We start from the raw sequence: 11,324 nt of genomic DNA on the forward strand, positions 1-11,324 counted from the left end.
GCGCGGCCGGCATCTAGCCACGACGCTTCCACGCCATTCCTGGCGAAGCGCGGCGGGCTGGCTCCCTTCCCCCGCGCAGTTTGCGGGGCTGGGGATGGGGGGCCCCGGCCCGCACACCACACCCGCCGAGGCGCGCACGAATTCTCCCCTCTCCCGCTTGCGGGAGAGGGGCCGGGGGAGAGGGCAACCGCGGCATGCGCCGGAGCCCGTCGAACCTCATCCAACCCGGCCCGCCCTCTCCGTGCAGGTCGGGAAACTCCCCACACTCCTGTCCTGCAACCTACGGAATCCCTTTCACCGCACGCATTTCAGTGGTATATTGCCGCGCTTGGAACCACACGTTCGCGCGCGGAGGGTAGCGGTGAAAAAGCAGAGGAAGTTCCTGATCGGCGCCGCGGCGCTGGTGGCCACCGTCGGGTATCTGGCGGTGACCGGCATGAAGGACTCCATGATCTACTACCACACCCCCGACGAGCTTGCCGCCAAGCTCGCCGCGGACCCGTCCGCGCGCGAGATGACCGTGAAGATCGGCGGCCGCGTGGTTCCCGGCACCGTCGACAGCGACGCGCGCACGCTGGACCTGCGCTTTACCGTGGTCGACATCGCCAGCGGCAAGACCCGCTTTCCCGTGCACTACAACGGACCCGTTCCCGACACGTTCGAGGAAGGCCGCGACGTCGTGGTCACCGGCCGCTACACCGCCGACGGAACCTTCGAGGCCACGCACCTGCTCACCAAGTGCGGCTCGCGTTACGAAGCCGCCGAAGGGGACTTCCGCGCGTGACGCAGATCGGTGAAGTCGCTCTCTGGATCGCGCTGCTGCTGAGCCTGTGGGGCGCCGGGCTGGGCTTCGCCGGCGGGCGGAAGGGCCGCGGAGACTGGGTGCTGAGCGCCGAGCGCTCGCTGTACGCCGTCTTCGGCCTGCTCGTGGTTTCCTGCGCCGCCATCATCTCGTCGTTCCTGCGCGAAGAGTACCAGTACCGCTACGTGGCGGGGTACTCCAACCGCGACCTTTCGCTCTTCTACAAGATCACGGGGCTGTGGGCCGGGCAAACCGGCTCGCTCGTCTTCTGGGCCACGCTGCTGGCGCTGTTCTCGGCCGTGGCCGTGCTGCAGAACCGGCGTCGCAACCGTGAGTTCATGCCGTACGTGGTGGGCACGCTGTCGACGGTGATCGCCTTCTTTCTCGTGGTCATCATCACCGCGTCCAACCCGTTCCAGCTGATGGAGTTCGTGCCGGCCGACGGCCGCGGGCTCAATCCACAGCTGCAGAACTACTGGATGACCATCCACCCGCCCACGCTGTACCTGGGCTTCACCGCGTTCACCATCCCCTTCGCCTTTGCCGTGTCGGCGCTGCTCAGCGGCCGGCTCGACACGCGGTGGATCACCACGACGCGGCGCTGGACGCTCACCGCGTGGTTCTTCCTCACCAACGGCATCATCTTCGGGATGATGTGGGCGTACGTGGAGCTGGGCTGGGGCGGATACTGGTTCTGGGACCCGGTGGAGAACGCGTCGCTGCTCCCCTGGCTCACCGGCACGGCGTACCTGCACTCGGTGATGATCCAGGAAAAGCGCGGCATGCTCAAGATGTGGAACGTGCTGCTGATCCTGGGCACCTTCCTGCTGAGCATCTTCGCCACCTTCCTGACGCGCTCGGGGCTGATCGAATCCGTCCACTCGTTCGCGCAGAACCTTACGATCTCGTACATCTTCCTGGGCTTTTTGACGGCCCTGGTGATCGTCTCGGCCGTGCTGGTGTGGTGGCGGCGCGCCTCGTTCGCGCCGGAAAGCCGGCTGGAAAGCGCCGTCTCGCGCGAAGCCGCGTTCCTGCTGAACAACCTGGTGTTCGTCGCGGCCATGCTCAGCGTGCTGTGGGGCACCATCTTTCCGCTGGTCTCCGAGGCCTCCACCGGGCAGACGATCACGCTGGGCCCGCCGTTCTTCAATCGCGTGAACCTGCCGCTGGGGCTGCTCCTGCTCGCCCTCCTCGGCGTGGGCCCGGTGATCGCCTGGCGCAAGGCGACCGCGCGCAACATCCGCCGCAACTTCGCCCTGCCGGTGTCCATCGGCGTGGTGACGGGCGTCGTCCTGTGGATCGCCGGTGCGCGCAACACCTATGCGCTGCTGACCTTCGCCTTGGGCGCCTTCGTGATGGCGACCATCGTCATCGAGTTCTGGAAGGGCACCCGCGCGCGCGCCCGCATCGAGGGCGAGGGCGTGGCGCCGGCGTTCATCCACCTGGTCGGCCGCAACCGGCGCCGCTACGGCGGATACCTGGTGCACGCGGGCCTGGTGGTGACGTTCATGGGCTTTGCGGGAAGCGCGTGGGACGTGGAAAAGCAGGTGGCGATGAGCCCGGGCGAGAGCCTGGAGATGAAGTCGCCCTTCGGCCACACGTACACGCTGACGTATCAGGCGATGTCATCGTATCCAGCCACCAACATGACCAAGGTGGTGGCGACGGTGAACGTGGCGAAGAACGGCGAGCGCGTGGGCGTGCTGGCGCCGGAAAAGCGCTCGTACAAGCAACGTGAGGAAGTGGTCAGCGAGGTGGGAATCCGCCGCGCCTGGAACGAGGACCTGTACCTGATCCTGGCCGGCGTCGACGACATCAACGCCGTGGTGCAGGGCCGCAACCCGCGCCCCATCGCCACCTTCCGCGTGCTGATCAACCCGCTGGTTCCGTGGATCTGGACAGGCGGGCTGATCATGGCCATCGGCACGCTGATCGCCCTGTGGCCCGGCGCCGAGCCCAGGAACCCCACCGTCGTCAAGCAGCGCGTGCGCGTGGCGAAGCCGTCCGAAGCGGCCGAGCCCGAGCTGGTGGAGGCATGATGCAGACGATTCGCCTCGCCTTCATCCTCCTCGCGCTGGCGCTCCTGGCCGGGCGCGCGGATGCGCAGCACCCGCCCGACGTGGCCGCGCGCAACGCGGCGGAGGCCATCTCACAGCTGAAGTCGCCGTTCGGCCCGCACATGCTCGACATCTGCCCCAACGAGCAAGCGGAAGAGCTGCGGAACCAGATCCGCGCCGCCGCGTCGGGCGGGTCTACGCCGGACGAGCTGGTGGACCAGGTGCTGGCGCGCTACGGCAAGGAATACCTCGTCGTGCCGCGGGCGGAGGGGATCGGCCTCTGGGCGTGGCTGCTGCCGCCAATCATGCTGCTGATCGGCGCCGTGTTCGTGCAGGGGCGCATCCGGCGGATGCGCAGCCAGGGATCCACGCTCTCAGTCGCCGGCGCCCCGCCGATGTCGGACGACGAGCGGGCCCAGCTGAACGCCGCGCTGCGCGAGTTCGAGCGAGAGGACGACGAGCCGTGACGCTGCTGATCCTCTCGCTTCTCCTGGCTCTGCTGGCGGCGGGCTACGTCGTGCGTCCCATGATCGGCGGGCGCGACGCCCTGCTGGTGGACCTGGCGCCCGGCGCGGTGATGGACGCCGAAGCCCGCCGCCGCGTGGCGCTGGCCTCGCTCAAGGAATTGGAGTACGACTATCTGGGCGGCAAGCTCGACACGGCCGATTACCAGGCGCAGAAGCAGCGGATGTCGCTGGAGGCGCTGGCCGCCCTGCGCGCCGCCGAGGCCGCGCGCAGCGACGCGGGGATGGACGGCGGCAGCGAGGACGCGACCGTCGCGCGCACGGCGATCGACCGGCACGCCTGCGGGTTCGTGAACCCGGCGGGGAGCCGCTTCTGCGCGGGGTGCGGGGTCCGGCTGGCTTGAGCCACCCGGCGGAAGGCGCGGGCGCGGCCGTCGAAGCGCGCGGACTGGAAAAATGGTACGGGGCCCTGCCCGCCGTGCGCGGCGTGGACCTGTCCATCACCCCCGGCACCTTTCTGACCATCTTCGGCCCCAACGGCGCCGGCAAGAGCACGCTCCTGCGCATGCTCTGCGGCGCCGTTCGTCCAACGCGCGGCTCCGTGTTCATCGGCGGCGAAGAGATCCGCAAGGCCGAGGACGAGGGGTGGCGGCGGCGCATCGGGCTGCTTTCGCACCAGGCGTTCCTGTACCCCGGGCTGAGCGCGGCCGAGAACCTGGACTTCTTCGCGCGGCTGTACGGCGTGGCGGACCGGGCGGGGCGTATCGAGGCCGGGCTGCGCGACGTGGGGCTGTGGGAGCGCCGGGACGACCGGGTGCGGACGTTCTCGCGCGGCATGCAGCAACGCCTGGCCCTCGCCCGCACGCTGCTTCACGACCCCGATGTCGTCTTTCTGGATGAGCCCTACACGGGGCTGGACCCGCACGCGTCGGCCATGCTGCGCGAGGTGCTGGATCGGCTGAAGGATGGGCGGCGCACGGTGGTGCTGGTGACGCACAACCTGTCGCAGGGGCTGGAGCAGGCGGACCGGGTGGCCGTGCAGGTGGGCGGCCGCTGGGTGTCGGACGAGCCGGCTGGTGACATCGATCCCGCCACCTGGGAGCGGGTGTACACCGGGCGGGTGGCGGCCGCCGCCTGACGATGGCCCGATATCTCGCCCAGGCTTGGGCGGTCGCCCGCAAGGACCTGCTGCTGGAGGCGCGCTCCCGCGAGCGGTTCGTGGCGATGGCCACGTTTGCCGTCCTGGTGGCGGTGGTGTTCAGCTTTGCGCTGGACCCGGGGGTGCGGGCGTCGACCATCGCGGGCGCCATGCTGTGGGTGACGGTGCTCTTCGCGGGAACGCTGGGGCTGGGGCGGGCCTTCGCGCTGGAGCGCGAGGCGGATGCGCTGACAGGGGTGCTGGTGTCGCCCATCCCCCGGGGCGCGTTCTACCTGGGGAAGCTCGCGGCGAACCTGGCCATCGTCCTCTGCGTGGAGCTGGTGATCTTTCCCGTGTACGCGCTCTTCTTCGGGCTGCGGTACGCCGGGGCGCTGGGGGGATTGGCGATCGTGGTGCTCCTGGCGACGATCGGCTTCATGGCGCTGGGGACGCTGTTCGCGGCGATGGCGGCGCACTCGCGGCTGGGGGAAACGCTGATCCCCATCCTGCTGCTGCCGCTGCTGATTCCCGTGGTGATCTTTGCGGCCAGCGCCACGCAGCGCCTGCTGATCGGGCGGCCGTTTTCCGAGATCGAGAGCAGCGTGCGGATGCTGCTGGCCTTCGACCTCATCTTTCTGTTCGTGTGCACGGCCGCGTTCGGCGCCGTGATGGAGGAATAGACCAACGATGAACGCGCAGGTCGACGAGAACGCGTCGCTCGCGGGAACCCGCCGCTGGTCGGTGGGGCTGGGGTTCCTGGCCGCCGCGGCGCTGGTCCTGGGGTTCTGGATGATCTTCTTCTACGCGCCCACCGAGCGCGAGATGGGGATCGTGCAGCGCATCTTCTACGTGCACCTGCCGTCGGCGCTGATGGCGTACCTGGCCTTCGGCATCGTGGCGCTGTGCTCGCTGGGCTACCTGTGGCTGCGCGACGAGCGGCTGGACGCGATCGCCGTCTGCGCGGCGGAGCTGGGGGTGATCTTCACCAGCATCGTGCTGACGACGGGGCCGCTGTGGGGCAAGATCGCGTGGGGCGCCTGGTGGGTGTGGGACGCGCGCCTTTCGTTCACGCTGCTGCTGTGGTTCATCTACGTGGGATACTTCGTCCTGCGCGGGGCCACGGAAGATCCCGAGCGGGGGAAGCGTTTCGCGGCGGTGCTGGGCATCGTCGGCGCGGTGGACATTCCGCTGATCCACATGAGCGTGCAGTGGTTCCGCAGCCAGCATCCCAAGCCCGTGGTGCTGAAGCCCGAGGGCCCCACCGCCGCGCCCGAGATGGTGCAGACGCTGCTGGTGAACATGCTCGCGTTTACGTTGCTCTTCTTTTCGCTGCTCCTTGCGCGCTACGTGGTGGAGCGGCTGAGCCGCCGCATCGACGCCGCCCGGGTGGCCGCCCAGCTGCGGCCCGCCGCCTGACCCGAATGGACCGCCAAACCGCCATGCGCCGCATCCGCATCGTTCTCATCGCGCTCCTGACCCTGCTCGCCGCGCCGTCTATCTCGTCGGCGCAGGCGGACACGGGCGCCGCAACCACGACGTACCAGCCTGCCCCGGCCGGCGCCGCGTCCGCGCTTCCCGCGCGCGAGGCCCCGCCGCGCAGCCTTCGTGCGTACTGGCACGTGTTCATCGCCTTCTCCATCGCGTGGGTGCTGCTGTTCGGCTACGTGGTGCTGATCGCCCGCCGCTCCCGCCGGCTCGAGGAGCAGTTGGACGGATTGTCGCGTCCGTAAACCGCAACGGCAGTTTCACGCGGAGGACGCAGAGAAGACGGAGAGGACGCAGAGGCGCTTGCACAGCCCTCTGCGTCCTCTCTTTTCTCTCTGCGACCTCTGCGTGATTGCTGTTGATATTGGCGGCCGGACTGCATTTTGCTGGTATCTGCATGCTTCCGCGCGCGACACGCGACACCCGACCCCGACGGCGATGCAAGGATTCGAGGGGCTGCTGGCCGGACACCAGCTGGCCGGCCGCTACCACATCGAGAAGGTGATTGGACGCGGCGGGTTCGCGGCCGTCTACAGCGCCACCGACGAGCGCCTGGGCCGGACCGTCGCCGTCAAGGTGATGACGCTCACCCCGTCCAAGCCCGCGCTGCAGGAAGAGGTGAGGAAGCGCTTTCACCGCGAGGCCAAGGCCATCGCGCGCCTTCACCATCCCAACGTGGTGACGGTGTTCGACTTCGGCACCGATCCCGTGCTGGGGCTGGACTTCCTGGTGATGGAGCTGCTGCGGGGCGAGGACCTTTCTACCCGCCTGGCCCGCCCGGATCCCATCCCCCTCGACTTCGCCCTGCGCATTCTTCGCGACGCCACCCTTGGGGTGAACGAGGGGCACCAGGCGGGGCTGATCCACCGCGACGTGAAGCCCGGCAACGTCTTCCTGGTGCCGGGTGACCAGCCGGATTTCGTGCGGGTGTGCGTGCTGGACTTCGGCATCGCGCGGCTGGTGGGCGACGAGGCCACCCAGCTGACGCATTCCGGCGGCATCGCCCTGTCGCCCGCCTACGCCTCGCCCGAGCAGATTCGCGGGGAGCGCGATGTCACGCCCGCCTCCGACGTGTTCAGCCTGGGTGCCATCGGGTACGAGCTGCTGGCGCGCGAGCGGCCGTTCGCGGGCAATCGCCTGCTGCAGCCGGCGGGAGACGGCGAGCCGATCCCGCTGTGGGAGCGCGACCCCACCCTGCCCCGCCCCGTCGCGGAGGTCATCCACCGCGCGCTGGCCGCTGAGCCCGAGGACCGCTATCCCGACGCCGGCGCCATGGCCGAAGCGCTGGCGCAGGCGCTGAGCGAGCCGGAGACCCGCGGCGTCGTGGTTCCGCCCGCCCCGGTCGTAGCGCCGGATACGTCGTCCACGCTCGCCTCCCCTCCGCCGGAGGAGGTGCCCGCAGTCGCGTGGGTCGGGGACGCTGCCCCCGCGCCGGAGCCCGCCGTCGCGACGGAGGCGCCTCCGCCGCACCCCACGCCGCCCGTCGCACCTCCGGTCCCGCAGCCGACGCGCAAGCTGGAGCCGAAGCCGCGGCCCGCCGCGCCCACCCCTCCGCCGTCAGCGGCGAAGCCCGGCGCGCGCCGATTCGCGCCTTTCGCCGCGCTGCTGCTCGTTCTGCTGATCGGCGGGGCCGTGTGGGCCTTCGGGCGGCGGTCCGGCGACGGGCCGGCTCCGGCGCCGCCGACCGCGTCGCGCCCGGACTCTCCCGCCACTCCGGCGGCCACGCAAGGCGACGGACAGCTGCCTGCCGCTGACGACCCCGCCGCGCGCGACACCATGCTCGGCGGGATCCCGGGCGAGGCGGTGGCCCCACCGCCGGCCAGCGCGTCCGATCCTACGCAGGTGGCGGCGAGCGTCTCCGATCGCCCGGAGCCGCCCCCGCCGACGGTGGCGGAACGGCCCGAGGCGCCCGCCAAGGACGCCGCGGCGCGTCGCCTGAACCGCGAGGGCGAGGGGGCGTTCGAGCGGGGCGAAGTGAGCGACGCGGTGCAGCGGCTGCGGGCGGCGGTGCAGCGCGAGCCCGGCAACGTGCTGTTCCGCAACAACCTGGGATGGGCGCTGTTCGAGGCGGGGCAGCTGGACGAGGCGCGGCGCGAGCTGGAGCAGGTGATCCGCATGAACCCGCGCCGCGACATCGCCTACGCCAACCTGGGCGAGGTGAAGTGGAGGCAGGGTGACCGCGCGGGCGCCATCGCCGCCTACGAGCGGTTCCTGGAGCTGAACTCCGACCCTCGGCGGGAGCGGATCGCGCGGGAAAAGCTGCGCCGCATGCGCCAGGGCTGACGCGGCACCGGCGGATCGACGCTCCCGATGTCTACCGGAGCAGGCTCCGCAGGTACGCGGTGCGGTCGCGCACGGCGCGGATTTGCGAGGGGAGCACCTTTACGCGCGAGTGGTTGGCCCACGGGCGCGAGTAGTACGCGGTCAGGGTCGCGTCGTACCGGGCCAGCCAGGCCCGCTGCTCCGCGCGCAGCGGCTCGCGCCGCTCATCGGGAAGCGAGCTGATCACCTGCTGGTATGTCCGGTTGAGCTCCGCGTCGGCGGCGGCGTAGTCCCGCACCAGGCAATCCAGGATCTCCGCGCGCGGGAGCATCCAGAAGTCCTGGCACCAGTGCTTCACGTCTTCGTGAAACTCCTGCGCGTGGAGCCCGCGAACGGGCACGCCAAGCAGCGATAACGAGAACAGGGCGACGACGGGGAGCTTGCGGGTCACGGTCTTCTCCGGGCAGGTGATGCCGCGCTGCACGAGCACGCCCCGTGCCCGGAAAAGGTGAAGGGCCCCGCCCGGAGGCAGGACCCTTCGCGGGCCAGGCGGGATTCGAACCCGCGTTCGCGTACCCCGGTAATGCCGGCGTAAAGCCGAGCACGAGGCAGAGGCCGCTCTCCACTCCTGAAGCTGACTGGCCGTGGGAGCAAAGTAGCGCGCACACGCGCGTTTAGCAAGCATCGTCGTGAACTGGCACTCTCTTTACGGAGGTTTTTGCATGAACGATCGCCTGGCTCTGACGGCGTGCCTGCTCCTGTCGTGCGGATGCGTGCCCGCCGGCGGGCCGAGCCCGGACGTCGGCTCCGAGCCCGTGCTGGTGGCGCCCGGCGTGGTCTCCACCTCGCGCCAGGAGAACTTTCCGGCGATCGATCCGGTGGACGGCTCGCTATGGTTCTCGGTGTACGACGGTGAGGCGTTCAACCGGCAGACGCTGGTGCGGGCGCCGCGCCAGGGGAGCAGCTGGGGTGCGCCGGTACCGGTGATCTTTCCCGTTGACGACCAATGGGGTGCGCGCGCCCCTCGCTTCTCGGCAGACGGGCGCACGCTGTTCTTCACCTCCAACCGTCCGCGCACGGCCGGGGACACACGCACCGACATGAACATCTGGACGGCGGAGCGTACGGCCAGCGGATGGTCGGTCCCCGTCGTCCTTCCCGCCCCCGTGAACGCCGACGAGCCAGACATTCACGCCGCCGCCGGGCCGGGAGGAGACCTGTACCTCGCGTCGCGCCGGCCGGGAACGCTGGGCCGCTCCGACATCTTCCGCATTCCCCGGCGTGGCCAGGGATGGGGCGCGGCCGAGCACCTGCCCCCGCCCGTGAACGACGCGCAGAGCCAGTCGGACCTCTGGATGTCGCCGGACGGCACGTGGATGATCCTGGTGGTCACCGACCATCCGCAGGGCTTGGGCGGCGACGACCTGTTCATCGTCCGTTCTCGCGATGGAGTGTGGAGCGCGCCCGAGCACCTTGCCGCGCCCATCAACTCGCCGGGCTACGAGTACGGGCCCGCAATCTCGCGCGACGGCCGGACGCTGTACTTCAACAGCGACCGCGGCGGCTCGGCCGACATCTACCAGGCCTCGGCCTCCGCGCTGGGCATCCGGCCGGGAACCTGATGTCCCCAAGATGCCTCGTCCTCAGGGGACGGGTACGCGTTCTGCCGCGTTGACGAAGAATTGTACGAGCCCGCAGTTTGTTGGTGCGCCGCGATCAACCCGTGCAGAGGTTCCAATGCCTAGCCCCGAATTCCGCCCCATCGCGCTTCCGGATGGCACCGTGTTCCATCGGGATCCAGAAATCCATAGTGGAACCCCGGTGTTCGTGGGGACGCGCGTACCCGTGCAGACGTTTGTCGAATACCTGGAGGGGGGGTACGACGTCGACGAGTTCCTGGACCACTTCCCGAGCGTGCGACGCGAGCAGGTCATCGGATTTCTGGAGATGGCCGCCCAAGCGGCTCTCGCGAGAGTAGCGTGAGGCGCGTTCTATTCGATGAGGATGTTCCGCGTCCCCTTCGGCGAGATCTCGCGGGGTTCGAAATCCACACGGTGGTGGAGGCCGGCTGGTCGGGCATCAAGAATGGCGAACTGCTCCGTCGTGCAGAGGTCGCTTTCGACGTTTTCCTAACCGCTGATCGGAATCTCCGCTTCCAGCAGAACATCGCAAAGCTCAAGATAGGTGTCGTCGTCCTCGCTACAGGGAGCACCAAGCTCCGCGACTTGCAACCGTTTGTCTCGGACATCTCTGCGGCCCTGAGCGCCGTAGCGCCGGGTGAAGTGCTCATCGTGCCTCAAGCGCCGGATGCTGGCTGACGCCCCTCCCGACCATGCTGCGCATCGTGTCCGTTACCGCGCGGGTTGATCGTTGTGGGGGGACCATCGCGCCTGCTCACTCGACGGACGCTACTCCCATGCGCCTCCGCACTGCCCTGTACGCATTCGCCGCCGCCACGCTGGCCGCCTGCAACCCCGTCGGTGTCTGCACCGTGATCGGCTGCTTCGATGGCCTGATCGTCCGCTTCGCTAGCCAGCCGACTGGTGCTTTCCGCGTGGAAGCCATCGTGCCCGGGGAAGCGGCGCCGCACGTCTTCGACTGCCCCTCGGGAACCTGTGTGCCCGTGATGTTCGAGAACGTAATGGCCAGCCGGGTCACAATTCGCGTCACCACTGCGGCGGGTACGCGGAGCCAGGAGTTCACGCCCAAATACGAGGCGGAGTACCCCAACGGCCGCCGCTGCGGGGCCGCGTGCCGCAATGCGACCGTCACCATGCAGTTCCCCGGCTGAGCGCCGATCGGCACGCTTCTGGCCCCCCGCGACGCCTCCCGATCCCCTCAGGAGGCGAGATGCGCGCGATGGTCATTCCCCGCCACGGCGGGCCCGAAGTCTTCGAGCTGAGAAACATCGATCGTCCCCGGCCGCGTGCCGGCGAGGTGCTGGTGCGCGTGGTGTGCTCCGGCACCAACCCGGTAGATGCCAAGCTGCGCCAGAACGCGTCGTGGGCCGGGCTCACGCCGCCGCTGGTGCTGGGCTACGACGTGTCGGGCGTGGTGGAGGAGGTGGGCGCCGACGTGGCCGACTTCAAGCCCGGCGACGAGGTGTTCTACGCCGG

At 69.6% G+C, this 11,324-nt stretch carries 15 protein-coding genes; 14 read left to right on the forward strand and 1 reads right to left on the reverse strand.

Annotated features, from left to right (window positions below; all coding sequences use genetic code 11):
• Positions 1-361 precede the first annotated feature (361 nt).
• From VIB55_RS14570 to VIB55_RS14610, 9 genes are all read left to right on the forward strand, one after another.
• The gene (locus VIB55_RS14570; RefSeq protein WP_331877383.1) at positions 362-784 is read left to right on the forward strand and encodes a cytochrome c maturation protein CcmE; all 423 of its coding nucleotides are present in this window, start codon (positions 362-364) and stop codon (positions 782-784) included.
• Positions 781-2,841, forward strand: coding sequence for a heme lyase CcmF/NrfE family subunit (locus VIB55_RS14575; protein ID WP_331877384.1), 2,061 nt, complete (start codon positions 781-783; stop codon positions 2,839-2,841). The genes VIB55_RS14570 and VIB55_RS14575 overlap by 4 nt, the downstream gene beginning before the upstream one ends.
• Complete coding sequence (locus tag VIB55_RS14580) at positions 2,841-3,326, forward strand: cytochrome c-type biogenesis protein (protein ID WP_331877385.1); 486 nt, start codon at positions 2,841-2,843, stop codon at positions 3,324-3,326. Before VIB55_RS14575 ends, VIB55_RS14580 begins: the two co-directional genes overlap by 1 nt.
• The gene (locus VIB55_RS14585; RefSeq protein WP_331877386.1) at positions 3,323-3,727 is read left to right on the forward strand and encodes a zinc ribbon domain-containing protein; all 405 of its coding nucleotides are present in this window, start codon (positions 3,323-3,325) and stop codon (positions 3,725-3,727) included. The genes VIB55_RS14580 and VIB55_RS14585 overlap by 4 nt, the downstream gene beginning before the upstream one ends.
• Positions 3,724-4,461: an ABC transporter ATP-binding protein gene (locus tag VIB55_RS14590; RefSeq protein WP_331877387.1), complete on the forward strand. Its 738-nt coding sequence runs from the start codon at positions 3,724-3,726 to the stop codon at positions 4,459-4,461. Before VIB55_RS14585 ends, VIB55_RS14590 begins: the two co-directional genes overlap by 4 nt.
• Before the next feature lie 2 nt (positions 4,462-4,463).
• Positions 4,464-5,141 (forward strand): heme exporter protein CcmB, encoded by a 678-nt coding sequence (locus tag VIB55_RS14595; RefSeq protein WP_331877388.1) that lies wholly within the window; start codon positions 4,464-4,466, stop codon positions 5,139-5,141.
• A 7-nt stretch (positions 5,142-5,148) separates the two neighbouring features.
• Positions 5,149-5,877, forward strand: a complete 729-nt coding sequence (ccsA, locus tag VIB55_RS14600) for a cytochrome c biogenesis protein CcsA (RefSeq protein WP_331877389.1) — start codon at positions 5,149-5,151, stop codon at positions 5,875-5,877.
• Positions 5,878-5,882: 5 nt separating this feature from the next.
• Positions 5,883-6,191, forward strand: a complete 309-nt coding sequence (locus VIB55_RS14605) for a CcmD family protein (RefSeq protein ID WP_331877390.1) — start codon at positions 5,883-5,885, stop codon at positions 6,189-6,191.
• Between the two features lie 193 nt (positions 6,192-6,384).
• Positions 6,385-8,229 carry a protein kinase domain-containing protein gene (locus VIB55_RS14610; RefSeq protein ID WP_331877391.1) on the forward strand — a complete coding sequence of 615 codons (1,845 nt, stop codon included), beginning with the start codon at positions 6,385-6,387 and terminating at the stop codon, positions 8,227-8,229.
• A 31-nt stretch (positions 8,230-8,260) separates the two neighbouring features.
• Here the strand turns inward: VIB55_RS14610 and VIB55_RS14615 are convergent, their stop codons facing one another.
• Positions 8,261-8,659, reverse strand: a complete 399-nt coding sequence (locus VIB55_RS14615) for a lysozyme inhibitor LprI family protein (protein WP_331877392.1) — start codon at positions 8,657-8,659, stop codon at positions 8,261-8,263.
• A 271-nt stretch (positions 8,660-8,930) separates the two neighbouring features.
• On the opposite strand from VIB55_RS14615, the gene VIB55_RS14620 reads away from it, so the two are divergent.
• The 5 genes from VIB55_RS14620 to VIB55_RS14640 all read left to right on the forward strand — a co-directional run.
• On the forward strand, positions 8,931-9,830 hold the full coding sequence (locus VIB55_RS14620; protein WP_331877393.1) for a hypothetical protein: 900 nt from the start codon (positions 8,931-8,933) through the stop codon (positions 9,828-9,830).
• A 115-nt stretch (positions 9,831-9,945) separates the two neighbouring features.
• Positions 9,946-10,191: a DUF433 domain-containing protein gene (locus tag VIB55_RS14625; RefSeq protein ID WP_331877394.1), complete on the forward strand. Its 246-nt coding sequence runs from the start codon at positions 9,946-9,948 to the stop codon at positions 10,189-10,191.
• Complete coding sequence (locus VIB55_RS14630; RefSeq protein ID WP_331877395.1) at positions 10,188-10,526, forward strand: DUF5615 family PIN-like protein; 339 nt, start codon at positions 10,188-10,190, stop codon at positions 10,524-10,526. The genes VIB55_RS14625 and VIB55_RS14630 overlap by 4 nt, the downstream gene beginning before the upstream one ends.
• Positions 10,527-10,624: 98 nt before the next feature.
• A complete protein-coding gene (locus VIB55_RS14635) occupies positions 10,625-10,999 on the forward strand; it encodes a hypothetical protein (protein WP_331877396.1) in 375 nt (124 codons plus the stop codon).
• A 59-nt stretch (positions 11,000-11,058) separates the two neighbouring features.
• Positions 11,059-11,324: alcohol dehydrogenase catalytic domain-containing protein (locus VIB55_RS14640; protein ID WP_331877397.1), on the forward strand; the 266-nt coding region annotated here is incomplete at its 3' end.

Source organism: Longimicrobium sp., from assembly GCF_036554565.1.
Taxonomy (GTDB): Bacteria; Gemmatimonadota; Gemmatimonadetes; order Longimicrobiales; family Longimicrobiaceae; genus Longimicrobium.